At 29.8% G+C, this 20429-nt stretch carries 24 protein-coding genes, 1 other RNA gene and 1 pseudogene; 22 read left to right on the forward strand and 4 right to left on the reverse strand.

All coding sequences use genetic code 11. The annotated features are described in order from the left end of the window. A pseudogene (locus ABI549_RS09720) lies at positions 1-470 on the reverse strand (Kdo domain containing protein); the annotation flags it as partial. Positions 471-572: 102 nt separating this feature from the next. Between ABI549_RS09720 and ABI549_RS09725 the strand changes: the two are divergent. Next, positions 573-1550, forward strand: coding sequence for a hypothetical protein (locus tag ABI549_RS09725; protein ID WP_348076264.1), 978 nt, complete (start codon positions 573-575; stop codon positions 1548-1550). A gap of 5 nt (positions 1551-1555) precedes the next feature. Here ABI549_RS09725 and ABI549_RS09730 read toward each other — a convergent pair whose 3' ends face one another. After that, on the reverse strand, positions 1556-1906 hold the full coding sequence (locus ABI549_RS09730) for a DUF1801 domain-containing protein (RefSeq protein WP_348076265.1): 351 nt from the start codon (positions 1904-1906) through the stop codon (positions 1556-1558). A gap of 75 nt (positions 1907-1981) precedes the next feature. Here ABI549_RS09730 and ABI549_RS09735 point away from each other — a divergent pair, with 75 nt between their 5' ends. The 3 genes from ABI549_RS09735 (at position 1982) to creD (ending at position 4956) form a co-directional block, all read left to right on the forward strand. After that, the gene (locus ABI549_RS09735; protein WP_348076266.1) at positions 1982-2590 is read left to right on the forward strand and encodes a hypothetical protein; all 609 of its coding nucleotides are present in this window, start codon (positions 1982-1984) and stop codon (positions 2588-2590) included. 1 nt (position 2591) lies between these two features. After that, a complete protein-coding gene (locus ABI549_RS09740) occupies positions 2592-2888 on the forward strand; it encodes a transcriptional regulator (protein ID WP_348076267.1) in 297 nt (98 codons plus the stop codon). 715 nt (positions 2889-3603) lie between these two features. Beyond that, on the forward strand, positions 3604-4956 hold the full coding sequence (gene creD / locus ABI549_RS09745; protein ID WP_348076268.1) for a cell envelope integrity protein CreD: 1353 nt from the start codon (positions 3604-3606) through the stop codon (positions 4954-4956). Between the two features lie 65 nt (positions 4957-5021). Here the strand turns inward: creD and ABI549_RS09750 are convergent, their stop codons facing one another. Together ABI549_RS09750 and ABI549_RS09755 are read right to left on the reverse strand one after the other, a co-directional pair. Beyond that, the gene (locus tag ABI549_RS09750) at positions 5022-6395 is read right to left on the reverse strand and encodes a M28 family peptidase (protein WP_348076269.1); all 1374 of its coding nucleotides are present in this window, start codon (positions 6393-6395) and stop codon (positions 5022-5024) included. Between the two features lie 71 nt (positions 6396-6466). Beyond that, positions 6467-7669: an NAD(P)-dependent oxidoreductase gene (locus ABI549_RS09755; RefSeq protein WP_348076270.1), complete on the reverse strand. Its 1203-nt coding sequence runs from the start codon at positions 7667-7669 to the stop codon at positions 6467-6469. A 158-nt stretch (positions 7670-7827) separates the two neighbouring features. On the opposite strand from ABI549_RS09755, the gene ABI549_RS09760 reads away from it, so the two are divergent. The 18 genes from ABI549_RS09760 to ABI549_RS09845 form a co-directional block, all read left to right on the forward strand. Beyond that, a complete protein-coding gene (locus ABI549_RS09760; RefSeq protein ID WP_348076271.1) occupies positions 7828-9036 on the forward strand; it encodes a serine hydrolase domain-containing protein in 1209 nt (402 codons plus the stop codon). A 36-nt stretch (positions 9037-9072) separates the two neighbouring features. Beyond that, positions 9073-9469: a transfer-messenger RNA gene (ssrA, locus tag ABI549_RS09765) on the forward strand. 258 nt (positions 9470-9727) lie between these two features. Next, positions 9728-10966 (forward strand): site-specific integrase, encoded by a 1239-nt coding sequence (locus ABI549_RS09770; protein WP_348076272.1) that lies wholly within the window; start codon positions 9728-9730, stop codon positions 10964-10966. Positions 10967-11037: 71 nt separating this feature from the next. After that, positions 11038-11634 carry a TetR/AcrR family transcriptional regulator gene (locus tag ABI549_RS09775; RefSeq protein WP_348076287.1) on the forward strand — a complete coding sequence of 199 codons (597 nt, stop codon included), beginning with the start codon at positions 11038-11040 and terminating at the stop codon, positions 11632-11634. 50 nt (positions 11635-11684) lie between these two features. Continuing rightward, positions 11685-12863 carry an acetyl-CoA C-acyltransferase gene (locus tag ABI549_RS09780; RefSeq protein WP_348076273.1) on the forward strand — a complete coding sequence of 393 codons (1179 nt, stop codon included), beginning with the start codon at positions 11685-11687 and terminating at the stop codon, positions 12861-12863. A 12-nt stretch (positions 12864-12875) separates the two neighbouring features. After that, on the forward strand, positions 12876-13451 hold the full coding sequence (locus tag ABI549_RS09785; RefSeq protein ID WP_348076274.1) for a DUF1572 domain-containing protein: 576 nt from the start codon (positions 12876-12878) through the stop codon (positions 13449-13451). Beyond that, the gene (locus ABI549_RS09790) at positions 13441-13956 is read left to right on the forward strand and encodes a DinB family protein (RefSeq protein WP_348076275.1); all 516 of its coding nucleotides are present in this window, start codon (positions 13441-13443) and stop codon (positions 13954-13956) included. The genes ABI549_RS09785 and ABI549_RS09790 overlap by 11 nt, the downstream gene beginning before the upstream one ends. Beyond that, a complete protein-coding gene (locus ABI549_RS09795; RefSeq protein ID WP_348076276.1) occupies positions 13931-14488 on the forward strand; it encodes a GNAT family N-acetyltransferase in 558 nt (185 codons plus the stop codon). The genes ABI549_RS09790 and ABI549_RS09795 overlap by 26 nt, the downstream gene beginning before the upstream one ends. A 19-nt stretch (positions 14489-14507) precedes the next feature. After that, positions 14508-15044 (forward strand): DinB family protein, encoded by a 537-nt coding sequence (locus tag ABI549_RS09800; RefSeq protein WP_348076277.1) that lies wholly within the window; start codon positions 14508-14510, stop codon positions 15042-15044. Positions 15045-15048: 4 nt separating this feature from the next. Then, complete coding sequence (locus ABI549_RS09805; RefSeq protein ID WP_348076278.1) at positions 15049-15585, forward strand: YfiT family bacillithiol transferase; 537 nt, start codon at positions 15049-15051, stop codon at positions 15583-15585. Positions 15586-15602: 17 nt separating this feature from the next. Then, entirely contained in the window at positions 15603-16559 is a 957-nt protein-coding gene (locus tag ABI549_RS09810) for a 2-dehydropantoate 2-reductase (protein ID WP_348076279.1), read from the forward strand. A 2-nt stretch (positions 16560-16561) separates the two neighbouring features. Then, on the forward strand, positions 16562-16720 hold the full coding sequence (locus tag ABI549_RS09815) for a hypothetical protein (RefSeq protein ID WP_348076280.1): 159 nt from the start codon (positions 16562-16564) through the stop codon (positions 16718-16720). 99 nt (positions 16721-16819) lie between these two features. Next, positions 16820-17017, forward strand: coding sequence for a hypothetical protein (locus ABI549_RS09820; protein WP_348076281.1), 198 nt, complete (start codon positions 16820-16822; stop codon positions 17015-17017). A 16-nt stretch (positions 17018-17033) separates the two neighbouring features. Continuing rightward, complete coding sequence (locus ABI549_RS09825) at positions 17034-17924, forward strand: hypothetical protein (RefSeq protein ID WP_348076282.1); 891 nt, start codon at positions 17034-17036, stop codon at positions 17922-17924. A gap of 60 nt (positions 17925-17984) precedes the next feature. After that, on the forward strand, positions 17985-18791 hold the full coding sequence (locus ABI549_RS09830) for an isocitrate lyase/phosphoenolpyruvate mutase family protein (RefSeq protein WP_348076283.1): 807 nt from the start codon (positions 17985-17987) through the stop codon (positions 18789-18791). A 21-nt stretch (positions 18792-18812) separates the two neighbouring features. Then, complete coding sequence (locus ABI549_RS09835; RefSeq protein ID WP_348076284.1) at positions 18813-19307, forward strand: acyl-CoA thioesterase; 495 nt, start codon at positions 18813-18815, stop codon at positions 19305-19307. 47 nt (positions 19308-19354) lie between these two features. Next, the gene (locus tag ABI549_RS09840) at positions 19355-19828 is read left to right on the forward strand and encodes a PaaI family thioesterase (protein ID WP_348076285.1); all 474 of its coding nucleotides are present in this window, start codon (positions 19355-19357) and stop codon (positions 19826-19828) included. 183 nt (positions 19829-20011) lie between these two features. After that, a partial coding sequence (locus tag ABI549_RS09845) for a cyclic nucleotide-binding domain-containing protein (RefSeq protein WP_348076286.1) occupies positions 20012-20429 on the forward strand: 418 nt, incomplete at its 3' end.

Below are 20429 nucleotides of genomic sequence, written 5' to 3' on the forward strand. Positions count from 1 at the left end.
CCGTCTTCCTTTTTTTTAACCAATGTATTTCCAGGAGAATGATCTAAAAACTCTATTCCTTTTTCGTGTAAAGTAAATGTAAAATGCGTAAATTTTTTTAATATCAATTCTAAATCAACGATCTCTCGATTGAATAATTCTTTAAAAACATAATCAGGGGTTAAATGCTCACAAACATAATAACTATCTAAAAGCCTAAAACTTGATTTATTTTCATAAAAAGCAATAGGATTTGGAGTTCCAATTCCATTTTCGATTAATATTTGAGCATATTTGTATGATCTTTCAGCTTTCGATTTTCGAAAAAATTTATAAATAATACCGTTTAGTAAACCCGGAATTTTAAATGATTTTATATTAAGTTGAATATTGTTAAAAGGGATAATTTTTATCTTATTGCGTTTTCCAACCACAAAGTCACTTCCTAAAGAATCAAAATTATTAATAATATCAAGCAAATCTTTGTTCATAAAGTTATTTTGAAAAACAAAAATAGGTTAAATTTAAATTTTAAATATTCTAATTTCAAAAAAATAATATTAATATCTTTACGACAATAATAATTTTTACAAATGCCTCAGAAAATTTGCATTATTAGTTTCGACCACTGGAATTATGACAAACACATTGTAGATAAACTTAATGCAAAAGGAATTGATGCATTTCATATAAAAATTGGTGGTTTTAAGCACAAAAATATTCGTGTAAGAATTGCTAATAGTTTTAGCAAAATATTTCTTGGTAAAAACCCAAAAATTCAAAAACGTCAGGAACATATTATTGAAATGTTAGAAAAAAACGGGTTTCAGGATCAAATTTTAGTAATAAATCCCGAAGTTATTAGTTTAGATTACCATTTGAAAATAAAAAAACACACCCAAAAATATATTGCCTATTTATATGATAGTGTAAGTCGATGTCCTGTAGAACATCTCTTAGAAGGTGTTTTTGATGAAATTTATTCGTTCGATAAAGATGATGTAAAAAAGTATGGTTTTAAGGAAACTACAAATTATAATTATCTTGAAAAACAACCAATAACAGATAAAGTTTTAATTAAAAATCAAGCTTTATACATCGCATCATTTGACAATCGTTTAGAAAAAGTAATTTTGCTAAAAAGAGCTTTCCAGAAAATAAATATTAGTTTCAGATTTATAATCGTTGGTAAAAAGACGACTTTATTTAAACTTAAAAAAATATTTTCAAAAGATATTTTAGGTCTAGAATTAAGACGAAAACGTATTAATCAAAATGACTTAAAACAGTTATATTCTGAAACTCAAGTTGTTTTAGATATTGTTAGAGAAAACCAAACAGGGCTTAGCTTTAGAGTCTTTGAAGCGATGGCTTTTCAAAAAAAACTCATTACCAATAATGTAAATATTGTTGATTACAATTTTTATAATCCAAACAATATTTTAGTTATACGAGATGATAACTATGATTTTGATTTCAATTTTTTTGAAACCCAATACAAACCAATTCCAGAAGAAATTTATTATCAATATACTTTAGACAATTGGGTTACTAAAATCTTTTTAATTTAATACACTCAATTATACAGGTTAATAGTTTCTTCAATTACCGATTCTAAAATCTTATTATTTATTGATTCTAAACTAAAATATCGAAGAGATTTTACTGTATTTCTATTTTCACCTATAAGAAATTCTTGATTTTTATTTAATTGAAAACCTTTTGCAAATCCAACATCTACAAATTCTTTTTTATGATTGGACTCTAAATAACAAAACGGTTTCTTTTTGTAATAAAAATACGGAATTCCATATTTAATTAATAGTTGAGAATCGGGAACTAATTTTTCGACAACAGCAATTATATGCAATAGCATCGTTTGATATTTTTCAGGTTGTCGAATTATATATTCCTCAGTTGGTTTCATATTCCAAAAATAAATGAAAAAACATTTGGTTCAATAAAAAAATATCATTTACTTTGCAATTCAAAGTACTTTAAGATGGAATCTAAAAATTATTTAAAAGACATTAAAGACATCAAACAAATGATGTCACAATCGACACAATTTATTTCACTAAGTGGTTTGTCTGGCATTTTAGCTGGTATATATGCATTAGTTGGAGCATTTTTTGTAAGTTATTTGATAGAAACTCACATGGGATACTACATAACTTTAGAAAGCACAACGTTTAAGTTAATCGTTCTAACGGCATTTGCAGTTTTAGTAGCCTCCTTAGTCACTGCATATATTATGACGGTCAATAAAGCAAAAAAACAAAATGAAAAAGTTTGGAATGCTTCATCGAGAAGATTGCTAATCAATTTTGCTATTCCATTATTTACTGGAGGAATATTTGCTTTGCTCCTACTTCGTCACGGTTATTATGGACTAATTGCTCCTATCACGCTATTGTTTTACGGATTGGCCTGTGTAAATGCAAGCAAATATACTTTACGTGATGTTCGTTACTTAGGGATTACCGAAATTATTTTAGGATTATTAGCTGTCGAATTTTCAGGTTACGGATTGCATTTTTGGGTTTTGGGATTTGGAATATGTCATATTTTATATGGTGGGATGATGTATTATAAATATGACAGAAAATAGTATGAAAAACATCATACAAAATATAAACAAAGCTTTTGATCATCGCATTCGACTGGGAATTATGTCGGTACTGATGGTGAATGAATCTGCCGATTTTACAACCCTAAAAGAACTTTTAGGTGTAACTGATGGCAACTTGGCTTCGCATACCAAAGCATTAGAAACCGAAAACTATATTATGATAGAAAAACAATTTATTGGCAAAAAACCAAACACCAGTTACAGAGCAACTACAGACGGTAGGAAAGATTTTACTGCTCACATTGAAGCTTTAGAAAAATTAATCTCAAAAACTTAACACTATTTTTTTATATTTTAACTTTGAAATTCAAAGTTCTTTTAAAATAAATCAACATGAACAAATTAATCACAATTTACGTTTTAAACAAAAAGCAAAACTCTAGCTTATTTATTTTATCAATACTATCGATAGTTTTATTATTATTAAGAGTAAAAATTACACATTCTATATATCTACTATTTTTACTATGGAACTTGTTTTTAGCTTTAATTCCATACTCTATTTCATCATACATTAGGTTTGACTTTTCTATAAAAAGAAGTAATCTTAAAAACTTAATTTATCTAATTATTTGGCTATTATTTATACCCAATACATTTTATTTAATTACCGATTTTGTACATCTCCATAACAACAATTTAATACAATATATTTTCGATTTTACTTTGTTATCAAGTTTTACAATGGCTGGTTTTTATTTCGGTATTCTTTCCATTCACGATATTCACAAATTAGTCAAATCAATTTATTCTAAAAGAATTTCTAATGCATTTATAATTTCAATTAGCTACTTATGTGCTTTTGGGATTTATCTCGGTAGAATACTTCGCTTTAATAGTTGGGATATTATCAGTAATCCATCAAAATTATTTTATTCAATTATAAATTGTCTTTTTGAAATTGAAACTATCCTATTTACAATAGAATTTGGCTCATTAATTTTAATCTCTTATTTAATTACATATCATTTAACACTTAAAAACAAATAATCATGGAAACACAAGAAAATCAGAACAAAGGTTCATTTTTTCAATCTACAACTGCCAAAATGATGATGGTAGGTTTACTAACACTCGTTTTACTCATTCCTTTAGAATTTGTAAAAGATTTAATCTCCGAACGTTCCCAACGAAAACAAGAAGTGACCGATGAAGTAACACAACTATGGGGGAAAGATGTTTTGTTTTACGGTCCAATCATGCAAATTCCTTACAAAACGTATGAGGAATATAACGTGACAAACCCAAAGACAAAAGTGGTGACTATCGAGAAAAAAGCAACTATTTCCTACGCTTATTTCTTTCCTGAAAAACTAAACAATACCTCAACCGTTAAGAAAAACACATCGCTAAAAAGAGGTATTTATAACAATGTGGTTTTTACTGCAAACATGAATTTTGATGGTTATTTTAGCAAACCAAATTTCGAAAAACTGGGTATCAATGAAGCTGATTTATTGTGGGACAAAGCGTCTATTGTGGTAAAGACAACGAATCTGAAAAGCATTAAAAGTGATTTGAAAATTAAACTAAACAATCAAGCTTTCTCATTCGAATCGAAACCAGAAGATGAAGATACTATTTATGGAACGCTTGTTACCAATCAATTCAACTACAAAACATTAGTTAATAACGGGAAAATAGATTTCAATTTCTTGATGCAATATAATGGTAGCAATAGTGTGAAGTTTATTCCTGTGGGAAAAACAACGGTTGTTAATATCGATTCTGACTGGGAATCGCCAAGTTACGAAGGTGCTTTTGCAGCAAATGATACCACAAAAATCATCAATAAAAAAGGTTTTCATGCCGATTGGAGAATATTAGACATTAATCGTACTTTTTCTCAACAATATGCAGGTAAAATTCCGAATTTGAATGAATATTCTTTTGGCGCAAAACTAATAGAAACCGTCAATGAATACCAACAAAATGAACGCGCATCAAAGTATGGATTTCTAATGATTGGCTTAACTTTTCTAGTATTCTTTTTAATTCAATCTATTAGTAAAATAAACATTCATATCTTTCAATATTCGATGTTAGGATTGGCATTAATCATGTTTTATACACTTTTAATATCAATAACTGAACATTCTAGTTTTGCGTTGGCTTATCTTATCGCTTCGGCTTCCGTAATAACGATGATTGTATTGTACTCCGTTTCGATATTAAAAAATAGAAAATTTCCAACATTTATAGGACTTTCCTTAGTTGCTTTATACACTTTTATTTATGTAATAATTCAATTAGAAAATTATGCCTTACTTGTGGGAAGCATTGGACTGTTTATCATTCTAGGTGCCGTAATGTATTTCTCTAGAAAGATTGATTGGGGAAAATAATTAAAATTTAAATAAAAAAAGACTCCAAAACTGATGCTTTGGGGTCTTCTTTTTATAATAACTTTTTACTCAACACCATATTTATCAATCAAATAAATTAAAGAAGTCATCGTTGCAGCACCTAATTCGAGTTCTCTTTTATTAATAGCATCAAACTTGTCATTTGCTGCGTGATGGTAATCGAAATAACGTTGCGAATCTGGATGCAAACCAGCTTTTACAATTTTTGTTCCTGTTAATGGTTCTATGTCCGAACCACTATGTCCTTTAGTAAAACTATGAATTAAGTAAGGTTCGAATAAAGTTTTCCAATTGGAAATTTTAGCAAAATTAGCGTCATCACTTTCAAAAGAAAATCCTCTTGGCGAAAATCCTCCCGAATCACTTTCTAAAGCAAAAATGTGATTTTCTTTATTTATTTGGGCTAATTCTTGGTATTTTTTTCCGCCGCGACCACCATTTTCTTCATTCATAAACAAAACAACTCTAATAGTATTTTTAGGTTTGTAACCTATATTTTTAAAAACATTTGCTACTTCCAAGCTTTGCACTACTCCTGCTCCATCATCATGAGAACCATCGGCAAGATCCCAAGAATCAAGATGTCCACCCACTACAATAATGTTTTCTGGATGTTCACTTCCTTTTATTTCTCCAATCACATTGTAAGACAAAACATCTTCCATTTGCTGACAGGATTGTTTTAAGTAAAAAGTAAGTTTCGAATTTTCTTTTAATTTTTTACTCAATAATTCTGCACCATTAGTACTAATTGCAGCCGTTGGAATATATTGTGTTTTGGGAATATCACCATAACTTTGCGCTCCTGTATGTGGGAAATCATCTAACTTCAAATTCATCGAACGTACAATTGTAGCTACAGCACCATATTTTGAAGCTTCTTTAGCACCTGCATAACGCTGATCTACTGCACCAGAATAAGCATTCATACTTTCTATTTGAGCATTATCCATCGGGCGATTATAAAAAACTATTTTGCCTTTTATTTTATCAGCTCCTAAAGTTTCTAATTCTTTGGTAGAATGTACTTCGATAACTTCTGCAGTGATTCCTTTTTTTGGTGTTGCAACCGAACCACCGAGCGCACAAACTGGTACTTTTATTTTGGTTTTATTGTCTAAAATATAAGCCGTTTCTTTTTCGCCACGAACCCATTTTGGCACCATCACTTCTTGAAGAAATACTTTATCGAACCCGCCTAATTCTTCCATTTGTGCTTTTGTGTATTCTACCGCTTTTTGTGCACCAACTGATCCTGATAATCTAGAACCAATTTTATTAGACAAATCGTCTAACCAAGTATAACATTTAGAATTGGTTAATGCCGATTTGTAAATCTCTTTTAACTGATTTTCATCAGAATTTTGAGCAAATCCGAATAGTGAAGTAAATAAAAATAGAAACAGTAATTTTTTCATCTCAAGAAGTCATTTTAGTGAATAGTAAAGTAACAAAATAAAAAAGTCCCGACAAAATCGAGACTTTTATTTTATTTCCCATCTACATAATCTTGTAAATAGGCAAATCTTTCTGTGAGTTTGCCGTTTTCGGTGATTTTTGCTCTATGCAAAATTCCGTCCTTGTCATTATTATAAAAAGCTGGAATCACGTGCTCTAAAAACATTTCTCCAAAACCTTCACTGGCATCTTTAGGCAATTCACAAGGCAAATTATCTACAGACATGACTACAATGGCACCTGGGTGCATAAAATCGACTTCTTTATGTTCTGACGGATAATAACCAAAAAATGGTTGTGCAATAGTTGATGCTTTTAATGTGCAAGCAATAGGACCATCTACATCACAAGAAATATCAGCAACTACTTTTATCTTATTGTCTGGAGCTTTTAGCATTTCTCTAGATAAAATTACAGGTGCACCATTTCCGTAAAAATGTCCCGCCATAAAAATATCCGATACTTTTGTAAAACGCTCAAAATTGGAAGTGTATAATTCCGGGTTAGCGTAAAAATCTTGTTTGTCAAACGGTTTTCCGTCTATTCGTTTGTTATAATCTTCTAAATCGATGTGCGTATAAACGGGTCTGTCGTAATTTTTAGTCAAATAATCTTCGATAGAAACTTCTTTAAGCTTCATAGCATCGAGCATTTCTTTGGCGCCAAGCCCAACTTTACCATGACCTGTAAGAACAATTTTTATGTTTGGCAAAACCATTCTTTGCAAACGTTCTACGAGTGCATTTTTGTCTTTTAATGTTTCTGCTTTTGCTAAATTAAACAATTCAAATTTGATTCCAAAAGCACGAATTCCGTTGTAAGCACCAACAATTCCTGCATAACGACCAAAACCTATTAGGCGATGATTTTTTGCATCAACAATTGTTTCATGATCATATAATTCGATATTTTTTTCTAAACAAGCTACTAACAATTTTCTGTTATAAGGCTGTTTTTTGATCGTATGAGAAAAGAAAAAATACTTTTTATTTGGGATTAAAGCATCAACCGGAACTTCTTTCACTCCAATTAGTACTTCACAATCAGAAACATCAGTTGTTACATCGAAACCCAATTCTGCATATTGTTCGTCTGCAAAAACGCGAATATCTGAAGATTCAATTTTTATTTCAGCCAACGGAAATTGTTGTTTCAATTTGACCAATTCTTCGGGTGTAAAAACAACGCGTCTGTCTGGTGGATTTTTTCTTTCTTTTATAAGTCCAAATTTCATTGTAAAGCTATTTTGTTTTTAAAATAATGGCATTTATTATTTTAAATTTTGATGCAAATATAACGTAATAGTAACTTGAAACAAATGAAAATAATTGTTTAAAAACCTATTTTGATTCCTCATTTGTTTATTTATATTTGTTTTATATCCAAGTTAAAATGACATTCAAAATAAATATAAAATTTCTCTTGCTTTTCGCAATTCTAACTATCTGTTTTTCATGCAATGAGAAGAAAAAAGCATTAAAAAAGAAAGAAGAAACTAAAGTTGGTTCAGTATATACCATGCAACCTTATGAAAATAATTTGCCTGATTTAAAATCTTCCGAAAAGAAAAAATTACAGCAAACGATTGAAAATTTTTATTCCGAAAAATATATTCCAAACGATTTTTCAGGAGGTATTCTTGTGGCAAAAAATGGACATATAATTTATGAAAATTATCGTGGGATGTCTAATTTTGAAGAAAAAACACCAATTACTTTCCAGACACCACTTCATATTGCATCGCTAAGCAAAGTACTTACCGCTACTGCTGTTTTTTTGCTTATCGATTCAAAAAAAATAACTTTAGACCAAAAGGTAAATACTATTCTTGATGATTTTCCGTATCCAGATATCACCATTAGAACTTTACTAAATCACAGAAGCGGATTGCGCAATTACAGTTATTTTACTGATAAAAAAATAGTTTGGAATCAGAAAGATACTTTGCAAAACAAAGATTTGATACCTGTTATAAATAAAAACAACATCGATTTAGAATATAAAACCGATACTCATTTTGCGTATTGCAACACTAATTATGCTTTTTTGGCTTTGGTTATCGAAAAAATTACCAAAATGGATTATCGAACAGCCATGAAAAAATTGATATTCGAGCCATTAAGAATGAATAACACTTTTGTTTTCGATTATAGAAAAGGAGGCAAAAACATTAGTCAATCTTATAAAGGAAACAAAATTAGATATGCTTACAATTATCTCGATGGGATTTATGGAGATAAAAACATCTATTCGACACCAAGAGATTTACTCAAATTTGACATGGCTACTTACAATCCTAGTTTTTTAAATAAAAAATTATTAAAAGAGGTTTACAAAGGTTATAGTTATGAAAGTAGAGGGACTAGAAACTATGGATTAGGAATTAGAATGTTGGAATGGGAAGATGGTAAAAAAATGTTTTACCATAATGGTTGGTGGCACGGAAACACATCGGCTTATATAAAATTGAAAGATGAAAAAGTGACATTGATTTGTATATCAAATAAATACACGAGAAGTACTTATAAATTGAAATTGCTTTCTAGTTTATTTGGCAATTATCCTTTCGAATTAAAAAGTAAAAACGATAGTTTAGAATAAAATTGGTATATTTTTTGTACTATTGCAAACCTAAATGGGGTCGACTGGTTTTGACAGCAAGTCGAATTGAATTGTAAGCATGTTGAGCATTGAGGTGTTGCTCATAAATATAATGTCTCAAAATTTTACACGGCGAAAATAACTACGCTTTAGCTGCATAATCCGAATTATAGTACGATTTGCCAAGTTCCTACTAGGTAGGAAAGCTGGATTCTCCTAAAAAGCCTTGGTTTATGGCGTTTTGTTCAGGGGAACCGTAAAAGTAAACCTAGAAACGGTAATGTTTTAAATCCGTTTTGACACTGATAAAACTAAGCTTTGTGTTGCTGTTCTTGGCATAGCACACGGTCGAAAATCTAATCAAGAAATAAGCATGTAGAAAGCTCTTTAGTTGCTTGTTTGGACGGGAGTTCGATTCTCCCCGACTCCACAAAAACAAATTCAAAACAGCCTAAAAGCCTGTAAATCGTATGATTTACAGGCTTTTTTGTTTTTGGTGCTATTCAAATTATCTATTAAATCTCAAACCATTGGTGCTAAAATCGGTTACCCGAAAAAAAGTAAAATTAGGGTAACCGAATTTAACGCAAAGCCAATGATAGCTAGCAGTTCAAAAGATGAACATCTTGTTTGGTAAAGATTAAATAATTAATTTGAATAACTTTAAAGTCACCACAAAATGAAACACAAAATGTCAATACTTTTCTACGTGAAAAGTTCTAAAGCAGCAAAAAATGGCTTGTTACCTATTTATCAAAGAATAACAATCAATGGAACTCGGATTGAATTGAGTACATCAAAGTTTGTAGAAAAGTCAAAATGGAATGCTTCAGCAGGCAAAATAAAAGGTAATTCAGAAGAAGCTAGGCTAATAAATAGTTATCTGGATATTTTACAATCCAAAGCTTATGAAACTGAGAAATGGATGGTGAATAACAATCAAGAAATTAATGCACAAACCTTTAAGAATAAATTTTTAGGTATTGAGGAAAGACAGCGCAAACTTATCGTGATTTTTGAAGATCATAACAATCGAATGAAAGAGTTAATAGGAAAAGAGTTCTCAGTTAACACTTACAAAAAATATGTAACTGCATTAAGTCATACCAAAGAATTCTTAAAATATCAATATTCAATAAATGACATTTCTATAAAACAGGTAGACATTTCTTTTATAAATGACTTTCATTTTTACTTGAGAAATACTAAAAACTGCAATAACAATTCTACAATAAAGTATATTAGAAACTTTGGTAAAATAGTAAAACAAAGCTATGTTAATGGATGGATTGAAAAAGATCCATTCCTAAATTATAAAGGAAAAGTAAAAGAAATTGAAAGAACTTATTTAACACAAGATGAAATTGAAACTTTACTTAATAAAAATTTTAAAATTAAGCGTATAGAATTAGTTAGAGATATGTTTTTGTTTTCATGTTTTACAGGTCTTGCATACATAGATGTTTATAATTTAACACAATCAAATATTATAATTGGAATAGACGGTGAAAAATGGATATCAACACACAGACAAAAAACAGAAACTGCTTCCAAAATTCCAATCCTACAAGTTACACAAATGATAATTGATAAATACAAAAATCATCAGCAATGTATTGATCAAGATAGACTACTACCAATTTTATCGAACCAAAAAATGAATGCCTATCTAAAAGAAATGGCAGACATCTGCGAAATAGAAAAAGAATTGACCTTTCACATTGCTCGACATACTTTTGCAACGACTGTAACACTTACAAATGGCGTACCGATTGAAAGTGTAAGCAAAATGCTTGGGCATAAAAACTTGAGAACAACCCAACATTACGCAAAAGTATTAGATAGAAAAGTAAGTGAAGATATGAAGATTTTGAAAGATAAATTAAATTTTAACAATACTACTTTATCACAAAAAATATCTAATAAGTAAATTTATTTAATCAAAATAATACCATTTGGTATATTTTAATTATATTTGTATCAATTTAATACTATTTGACAATGATAAAGTCTAAAGCAGAAAGAACCAAACAATTTATAATTGAAAAAACCGCACCTATATTTAATGCGAAAGGATATGTAGGTACTTCTATGCACGATATTACGGAAGCAACTGGTTTAACTAAAGGTAGTATCTATGGTAATTTTGAGAATAAAGATGAAGTAGCACTAGAAGTTTTTGATTACAACTATAGCTTAATTGTATCATATTTAAGAAAACAAATTGAAGTTCGTCCAAACATGATTGATAGACTTTTAGTATATCCTGAAACATATCGGGTATTTTTAGAACTACCTATACTTAAAGCAGGATGCCCTATTTTAAATACTTCAACAGAAGCGGATGATACTCATCCATTATTAAGAGCTAAAGCTATAAAAGCATTGTCTTTTTGGAAAAAAGCAATAGAAAAGTCAATTAATACGGGTATTGAATGTAATGAAATTAATGCAACTACAAATGCGAATGAATTTTCTTTTATTTTAATGTCTCTAATTGAAGGTGCAGTAATGCAAGCAAAAGTTACAGGAAATTCAGAAGTTTTGGAAGTTACAATGGATTATCTAGAAAAAATGATTAAAAATCTTAAAGTGTAAAAAAATTTAAAATAAAATATACCAATTGGTATATTAATAAATGTAATTTAATGAAAGAGGTATTTATAATATCCGCAAAAAGAACACCAATTGGTGGTTTTTTAGGAAATCTATCGGGATTTTCAGCAACACAATTAGGAGCAATTGCAATCAAAGAAACCTATCAATCTGTGGGATTAGATCCCAATACTATTTGTTCCGTTTATATGGGCAATGTGTTATCAGCAAATCTTGGTCAGTCGCCAGCAAGACAAGCGTCAATATTTGCAGGTATTTCAGTGAATACGGACTGTACAACGGTGAATAAAGTTTGTGCAGCTGGTATGAAAGCAACTATTCTTGGAGCACAGCAAATACAATTAGGTCTAGAAGATTTAGTAATTACTGGAGGAATGGAAAGTATGAGCAATGTTCCTCATTATAATGTACTTCGCAAGCCAGTTAAATTTGGCGATACAACTTCTATTGATGGTTTGTTAAAAGATGGTTTAACAGATGTTTATCACAATTTTCATATGGGAAATGCGGCAGAAATGTGTGTTGATAAATATGAATTAACTCGAGAACAACAAGATGAATATGCTTTATCATCTTATGCAAAAGCGCAAAAAGCAACAAACGAAGGCAAATTCAAAAATGAAATTATACCTATAAAAATAATTCAGAAATCAGGCGAAATAATTATTGATAATGACGAAGACATTTTTAAAGTAGTACCAGAAAAGGTTTCCAAACTAAATCCTGTTTTTATCAAAAATGGAACAATAACGGCTGCTAATGCAAGTAATTTAAATGACAGTGCGGCGGCTCTTCTATTAGCATCAAAAGAAGCAGTTGAAAAATATAATTTAAAACCAATCGCAAAAATTATTGCTTATGCCGATTCAGCACAAGCACCTGAATGGTTTACCACTACCCCATCTATTGCAATTAATAAAGCATTAAAACAAGCTAACCTTTCAATAAAGGATATAGATTTTTTTGAAATCAATGAAGCCTATGCATCTGTTGTACTTGCAAACCAAAAAATTCTAGAATTAGAGAGTGATAAAATTAATTTATATGGTGGTGCAGTAGCAATGGGACATCCGTTAGGCACATCTGGGGCTAGAATTATTTGCACTTTAATTTCTGTTTTAAAGCAAGAAGGTGGCAAATATGGAGTGGCTTCTATTTGCAATGGCGGTGGCGGTGCATCTGCAATTGTTATTGAAAATATTAATCTTTAAAATATAAAAACTATGAACACAACTTATTTAGAAAGTATCAGAAAACAATTTGAATATTACAAAATGTTAGGAGATAAAACAATTAACCAATTACCTGATGATAAGCTATTTTGGCAATACAATGACGAAAGTAATAGTATTGCAATTATAGTGAAACACTTATATGGAAATATGCTATCACGATGGACAGACTTCTTAAATACAGATGGTGAAAAGGAATGGAGAAATCGTGATGCAGAATTTGAAAATAATATAAATTCAAAAGCGACACTTATTGAAATGTGGGAAGAAGGTTGGAAGTGTTTTTTTAATGCATTAAATCTATTAAACACTGAAGATTTAAATCGAATTATCTATATAAGAAACGAAGGTCATACCGTCTTAGAAGCAATCAATAGACAGCTTGCACATTATCCCTATCACGTTGGGCAAATGGTTTTTATTGGTAAAATGATATGTAATGAAAATTGGATTTCACTTTCAATTCCGAGAGGAAAATCGAACTCATATAATGATGGAAAATTTTCTAAAGAAAAACACAAACAACATTTTACAGATGAATTCCTAAAAGATAGTAATGATGAATAAAACTGAAATTATTGCCAATATATATAAATCGCACTCATTTTTCTGGGATACAGCAGGTAAATTATCAAATCCGCAAATTTCAATAGTTGGTAAATGGTCCGTTTCTCAAAACGTCGAACATATTAATATTGGACTAACACGAATGGGAAATTACCTAGCACTTCCTAAATCAAATATTGAATCTAATTATGGATTTTCGGAAAGAAAATCGACAAATTATGAAACAATGTTTAAAGTGTATAGAAACGCTTTCGAAAATGGAGTAAAAGCAACTGATGACTTTGTTCCAAAAATAAATTTAGAGATTGGTATTGAAGAATTGGTTGAGAATGGAAAAAAAAGGCTTGATGTTTTTATGTCAAATTTAGAAAGTTGGACTGAAGATGAGTTAGATCTGTATAATTGTCCTCATCCATTTTTAGGAAAAATTACAGTGCGAGAAATACTCTATTTTACTATTTATCATGTACAACATCATCATGAAACAATTAAAAAAATGGAATAAGATGAACTTAGATGGAACAGAAAACTATCAGATTAAAAATACCTCAATTGAGGATATAAAATTCATATATAGTCTTTTTGAAGATGCTATTGATTATATAAAAAAGAATAATTATGTAGGTTGGACTACTTATGATAAAAACTTTATCAATGAGGATATAAATGATAAACTTCAATTTAAAATTGTAAGTAAAAATAATGTTTTATGCATTTTTAGTATCTGTTTTAGTGACATTTTAATTTGGAGAGAAATGGAAAATAGTGATGCAGTGTATTTACACAGAATAGTTGTCAATCCTCAATTCAAAGGACAAAAACAGTTTGAGAAAATACTAAACTGGATTACTAAATTAGCAAGAAGTACTGGACTAAAGTACATAAGAATGGATACTTGGGCAGAAAATAAGAACATTATAGAATACTACAAAAGCTATGGTTTTAAACATTTAGAAAATTATATAACGCCTAACACAACTGAACTACCAGCTCAACATCGAAATCTTAATGTTGCACTACTAGAAATGAAATTGTAATCAATTAAAAAAACACAAAATGAAACAAGAAAAATGGTTTGATAGAAGTTTTAATTTTGAAAACAGCCAAAATATTTTTCCATCAATTTTAGAACGACTTTCAGGAACTCCAATACGTTTGGAAGAAAAAGTCATAGGTACATCAGAGAATATCTTGACATTTTCTCTAGATGATACGTGGTCAATAAAAGAAAATATTGGGCATTTAATCGACCTTGAACCATTGTGGCAAGGAAGACTCATTGATATTATAAACGACCAAATTGAATTACGTGCTACAGATTTACAGAACTCCAAAACGGATTTAGCCAATCACAATGATAAACCATTACAAGAACTTCTATCAGAATTCAGAAAAATAAGAGAACAAACCATTAAAACACTTCAATCTATAAATGAAGAAACTATTTTCAAATCTGCTCTACATCCCAGATTAAAAACACCAATGAGAACGATAGATCTTTTCTTATTTGTTGCAGAACACGACGACCATCATTTGGCTAGAATTGCGGAGTTAATAACCGGATTAAATGGAGACGATACAGAAACAAAATAACTTTATGACAATAGAGCAATTAAAATATCCGATAGGTCAGTTTGAAAAACCTAGTGAAATAACACAAGAAATTTTAAATAAATGGATTTCTGAAGTTTCAACTTTTCCAAAAAGACTTTTAAAGGAAGTTATGTATTTGACTAATGAACAACTTGACACACAATACAGACCTAATGGATGGACAATAAGGCAAGTTGTTCATCATTGTGCAGACAGTCATATGAACAGTTTAACTAGTTTAAAACTTGTATTGACAGAAGACCAGCCAACAATAAAACCATATTTTGAAGAACGTTGGGCTGAACTTCTAGACAGTAAAATTATGCCTATCGAACCTTCATTGAAAATGATAGAAGGCATACATGAAAGGTGGACAATTTTATTAAAAAACTTGACAAACGAACAACATGGAAGAATTTTTATTCATCCTGAACATGGAAAGACTTTTAGAATTGACGAAAACATAGCAGTTTATGCATGGCATTGTAACCATCACCTTGCACATATAATTGAAACAAAAAAACGAAACAATTGGAGCTAAAATAAAATTTTAAAAAAATGATAGAAACTAAAAAAACAAGAATTGCAATTGCAGGTATAGGAGGTATTGGTGGATACATTGGTGGAAAATTAGCAAATCACTATTCGAAGATTGAAAATATTGAAATAATATTTATTACAAGAGGAGAAATGGCTGAGGCAATTAACAAAAATGGATTAAAATTGCTTTCAAAAGACATTTCATATAAATGTGTACCAACCTTAACTTCTGATGAACCTTTAGAAATCGGTGTAATTGATATACTTATTATTTGTACCAAAAACTTTTCTGTAACTGATGTACTAGAAAAATATACAGATAACCTTTCGCCAACCTCAACTGTTCTATCAATACAAAACACAGTGAATGGTAAAGAAACAATAACACCTTATTTACCAAATGGTGCAATGCTTATGGAAGGAAGTATTTACATAGCTTCAAATATAATTAAACCCGGAAAAATAGAACACGTTAGTGGTCCAGCAAAACTTTTTTTTGGAACCGAAGCACAATTCAATAATAAAGGCGAAGAAATCGCTAAAATATTCAACAATGCTGGTATCGATACAATATACACTACGAATATAAAATCTGTTTTGTGGAAGAAATTTATGTTCGTTTCTCCAGCAGCTATTGTCACGGCTCTATTCCAAATAACATTTTCTGAAATACTAGAAAGCACAAAATCGGAATACCTTTTCATTAATCTAATCAGCGAATTAATGCAATTGGCAAAAGCAAAAAATATAGCTATAGATGATAATGCGGTCCTAAATAATATAAATCTATTAAGTAATTTCAAAGGCAATGTAAAGTCTTCATTCCAACTCGATTTAGAGAAAAACAAACCTACAGAAATTAATTCGTTAGTCAATTATGTTATTGAGGAAGCTAAAATTTTTCAAGTACAAACACGCTATTTTGATAGTGCATTAACCCAATTAATCAAAGAATATAAAACCTTAAAAAATTAAATATGAATAATAATCCGAAAAGTAACTTAACTCCTATTCCAGAAAAACTTGTTCTAGAATTTTCCAACCGTGTTTGGAATAGTACACACGAATTGGATGCAATTGATGAATTAATGACTGAAGATTATTGCATTACAACAGCCGGAAAAGCAGTAAAATGAAGAAACGAATTTCAAAAATGGGTTGGTGAATTTCAAAAACAACTACTAGATGCAAAAAACGAAAGTGTAGATATTTTCTTTAATGAAAATGAAAACAAAGTGGTATCACGTTGGATTTGTTCAGGTAGAAATAATGGACTATTCGGACTTAAACCTGATAACGAGTTGATATCGTTTACTGGAATTGATATCTGGACAATTAGAGAAAATAGACTTTCCGAATGTTGGGTCGAAAGAAGCGCTTATGAATTGTATCAAGATTTGATTTCGGGTGAAAAAGAGAATGATTTTGTTTAATAAATAATTAACGACAATGAAAAGTATAACAAAAATTGGAATAGCATTTTGTCTATTCATAGCAAGTAATAACTATGCTCAAAAAACAAAAATAATTTCAGGTTTTAACCACGTTGAAAGTGTGGCTAGTGATGGTAAATTCATTTACGCAGCTGATATCGGTAAAGAATTAAATCCAACGGCTAAAGATGGTGATGGCAAAATAATTAAACTCGATAAAAAAAGGCAAATAGTTGATGCAAATTTTGTAAAAGAAAAATTAGATGCACCAAAAGGATTAGCAATAAATAAAGGAATTTTATATGTTAATGATGTGGATAGAATTCTTGCAATCGATTTAAAAACTGGAGTTAAATTATACGAAATTGATTTTAGTAAAGACACCTCTTTTTTAAATGACATAGCAGTCTGGGATAATAAAACTTTATATGTTTCAGCCACTGACAAGAACAAATTATTTAAAGTCAATTTGGTGGACAAAACCTATTCAGAAATCAAAACAGACATTACTATTTCTGGAATAAACGGACTGTTTTGCTACAAAAAGGCAAGTAGAATTTATGTTAACGGATTTGGTAGTGATAATAAACCCAATGGGATTATTGGATATATAAACTTAAAAGATAATTCATTCACTCGTATAACTAACCTACAAGGATATTATGACGGGATATTTATAAGTAAAGATGTTTTATATGTAAGCAATTGGGTCGCTATTGAAAAAAAAGGAATCATTCAAGGAATTGGAATATATGGATCTAACAGAGTTACAACAATTAATAAGTCTGAGCTTATTGCTGGTCCAGCAGATTTTATAATTGTAAATGACCAATTAATTGTTCCTGCAATGATGACAGGTGAAATTCATTTCATAAAATTAGAAAGTGATTTATCCTTAAAATTATAATCCAAATTACATTTATAACTAGTTTTTAACTAATAATAAAAACATTAAAAAGTATAAATTTTGAAAAGCCAATACGAAAAAGCAGTACAATTTAAAAAACTGCATGATGATAAATCTACTTTTATAATACCAAATCCTTGGGATGTTGCTTCTGCAAAAATTTTAGCTCATTTTGGATTTAAAGCTTTAGCTACTTCAAGTGCAGCTTTGTCATTATCCGAAGGTACGAATGATAATGAATTGTCTTTAGAAGAAGTAATGATTCATTTAAAAAAGATTTCGGAATCAACTAATTTACCAGTTACTGCAGATTTAGGGAATGGCTTTTTTGATAAATCAGAAAATATTTATAACACAATAATTAGAGCAGCTGAAACAGGAATAGTTGGAGCTTCAATCGAAGACACACATTTAAACAAAAGTTATCCTTTTGAATTGGCTGTAGAAAGAATAAAAGCAGCATCCGAGGCAGCTAAAACTCTAAATTTTCCTTTTATGTTAACAGCACGTGCAGACAACTATTTTATTGGAAATCCAGATCTAAACGATACAATAAAACGATTAGAAGCCTACCAAATGGCAGGTGCCGATGTGCTTTTTGCACCTGGAGTTAACTTAAGAACAGAAATAAAATCCATACTTACCTCAATTGACAAGCCTTTAAATGTATTAATGGGAATCAAAGGTTCTAACTTAAACTTTGAAGAATTATCGAAAATAGGAGTAAAAAGGATAAGTCTAGGAGCTTCACTTTATCGAAATACTATGACCCATTTTATTGAATCAATAGAAAGTATTAAACAAACAGGGCAATTTGATTTTGCAGATGATTCTTTAAGCTTTCAAGAAATTAAAAATTTGTTATAACACATTATAAAAATTAAAATAATGAAAAAAAATCCAAAATCAAAAGATAAAATTCGCTTTACAGATTGTGATATGTTCGGTCATTTAAATAACTCAAGATACCTTGACTATTTAATTAATGCACGTGAAGACCATTTAAAAGATTTTTACAATTTCGACTTTAATGAATATTACAAAAATGATTTAGCATGGGTAATTGGCAGTCACGAAATTGTATACATACGACCAGCAGTTTTCAATGAAATTGTAACAATTCAATCTAGTCTACTGAATCTAGATGATTATTTTCTTCACGTAGAAACCATTATGATGGACGAAGGCCAAAATCAAATAAAAGCTATTATGTGGTCAAAACTCATCCCAGTCAATTTAAAAACAGGAAGAAAAGTACCTCACGATAGCAAATTTATGGAATGGGCAAAAGCTATTGTCAACACTGAGATACTTAATAATGTTGATTTACAAACAAGAATAAAACAATTGCTTATTGATTTAAAAGTAAAACAAAATCAGTAAGTATTAAAAATCAATTAATTATAAGCAATATTAAATAAACCAATAAGATGAATAAAATTCCTGTTTTAGAGTATATAAAAAAAATGATTGTAGGTACTTTAACCGAAGATACAACTACCAGCATGAAATACCCAACAGCTATATCAAAAACCTTAAAAATGGAAATAGTAGAAATTGATTTAGGTAAAGCAACAGTTCAAATTAATGCTGACGATCAAATTCATGGTAACCAACAAGGTACTGTTCATGGTGGATTATTATGTGAATTAGCAGATGCTGCGATTGGAACCGCACATTCTACAATTATTGATGGAGAGGAAACTTTCACAAGCCTCGAATTCAAAATCAACTTCTTTCGCCCAGTTTGGAAGGACACCTTAAAAGCATTTGCATTTCCGGTACAATCAGGTAAAACCATTACGGTATATAATTGTGAAATTAAAAATACAGAGGGAAAAACTATTGCCCTAGCATCTAGTACAGTTATGACATTGCGTGGAGATAAGGCCAAAGGCAGATAAAAAAATATAACTTTAAAAGACGATTAACAACCGTGATAGGCTTTTAGACTATTTCGAGTTTTGGTCTTCGTTTAAAGTTTGTTTTTTTATCTTTGTAAGTAATGTAAAACCTATATTTTGAATTTATTTAGTGCGCAACAGCATAAACTCTTGAAACATTAAAGGTAATTTAACCAACAAAAAATGCATTCATTAATAACATATTTTGAAAGGTTGGGTTTTTCTGAAAACCAATTAATTCCATTTTTAAACTGTATCAAAACGCGTAAGTATAAAGCTAACGAATTAATTATCTCAAAAGGACAAATAGAAAACTATTTGTCCTTTATTGATACAGGAATCGTTCGCTATTATGTTGTGGCAAAGGATAAAGAAATCACAATAGATTTTGCATTTAAAAGTTCCTTTTATTGTGCCTATGATTCATTTTATGACCGATCAGAAACTGATATTTACATTGAAGCGTTAACTGATGTACAGCTGTATTCTATAGCTTATAAAGATTTACAAAACTTATATACAAATTGTGAAATTACTAAGAAATTAGGTCGATTAGCAACGGAATACCTATTGTCAAAAAAAGTCAAAAGAGAAATAAATC

This window comes from Flavobacterium sp. (genome assembly GCF_039932285.1).
Taxonomy (GTDB): Bacteria; Bacteroidota; Bacteroidia; order Flavobacteriales; family Flavobacteriaceae; genus Flavobacterium.

Bases quoted from the DNA above. Each gene is read 5' to 3' on its own strand.
- ABI549_RS09815 (WP_348076280.1), top strand. From the start codon at position 16,562: ATGAATAATAATCCGAAAAGTAACTTAACTCCTATTCCAGAAAAACTT.
- ABI549_RS09755 (WP_348076270.1), bottom strand. From the start codon at position 7,669: ATGAAATTTGGACTTATAAAAGAAAGAAAAAATCCACCAGACAGACGC.
- ABI549_RS09840 (WP_348076285.1), top strand. From the start codon at position 19,355: ATGAATAAAATTCCTGTTTTAGAGTATATAAAAAAAATGATTGTAGGT.
- ABI549_RS09780 (WP_348076273.1), top strand. From the start codon at position 11,685: ATGAAAGAGGTATTTATAATATCCGCAAAAAGAACACCAATTGGTGGT.
- ABI549_RS09800 (WP_348076277.1), top strand. From the start codon at position 14,508: ATGAAACAAGAAAAATGGTTTGATAGAAGTTTTAATTTTGAAAACAGC.
- ABI549_RS09785 (WP_348076274.1), top strand. From the start codon at position 12,876: ATGAACACAACTTATTTAGAAAGTATCAGAAAACAATTTGAATATTAC.
- ABI549_RS09790 (WP_348076275.1), top strand. From the start codon at position 13,441: ATGATGAATAAAACTGAAATTATTGCCAATATATATAAATCGCACTCA.
- ABI549_RS09740 (WP_348076267.1), top strand. From the start codon at position 2,592: ATGAAAAACATCATACAAAATATAAACAAAGCTTTTGATCATCGCATT.
- ABI549_RS09825 (WP_348076282.1), top strand. From the start codon at position 17,034: ATGAAAAGTATAACAAAAATTGGAATAGCATTTTGTCTATTCATAGCA.
- creD (WP_348076268.1), top strand. From the start codon at position 3,604: ATGGAAACACAAGAAAATCAGAACAAAGGTTCATTTTTTCAATCTACA.
- ABI549_RS09730 (WP_348076265.1), bottom strand. From the start codon at position 1,906: ATGAAACCAACTGAGGAATATATAATTCGACAACCTGAAAAATATCAA.
- ABI549_RS09810 (WP_348076279.1), top strand. From the start codon at position 15,603: ATGATAGAAACTAAAAAAACAAGAATTGCAATTGCAGGTATAGGAGGT.
- ABI549_RS09835 (WP_348076284.1), top strand. From the start codon at position 18,813: ATGAAAAAAAATCCAAAATCAAAAGATAAAATTCGCTTTACAGATTGT.
- ABI549_RS09795 (WP_348076276.1), top strand. From the start codon at position 13,931: ATGAAACAATTAAAAAAATGGAATAAGATGAACTTAGATGGAACAGAA.
- ABI549_RS09735 (WP_348076266.1), top strand. From the start codon at position 1,982: ATGGAATCTAAAAATTATTTAAAAGACATTAAAGACATCAAACAAATG.
- ABI549_RS09775 (WP_348076287.1), top strand. From the start codon at position 11,038: ATGATAAAGTCTAAAGCAGAAAGAACCAAACAATTTATAATTGAAAAA.
- ABI549_RS09805 (WP_348076278.1), top strand. From the start codon at position 15,049: ATGACAATAGAGCAATTAAAATATCCGATAGGTCAGTTTGAAAAACCT.
- ABI549_RS09750 (WP_348076269.1), bottom strand. From the start codon at position 6,395: ATGAAAAAATTACTGTTTCTATTTTTATTTACTTCACTATTCGGATTT.
- ABI549_RS09770 (WP_348076272.1), top strand. From the start codon at position 9,728: ATGTCAATACTTTTCTACGTGAAAAGTTCTAAAGCAGCAAAAAATGGC.
- ABI549_RS09760 (WP_348076271.1), top strand. From the start codon at position 7,828: ATGACATTCAAAATAAATATAAAATTTCTCTTGCTTTTCGCAATTCTA.
- ABI549_RS09725 (WP_348076264.1), top strand. From the start codon at position 573: ATGCCTCAGAAAATTTGCATTATTAGTTTCGACCACTGGAATTATGAC.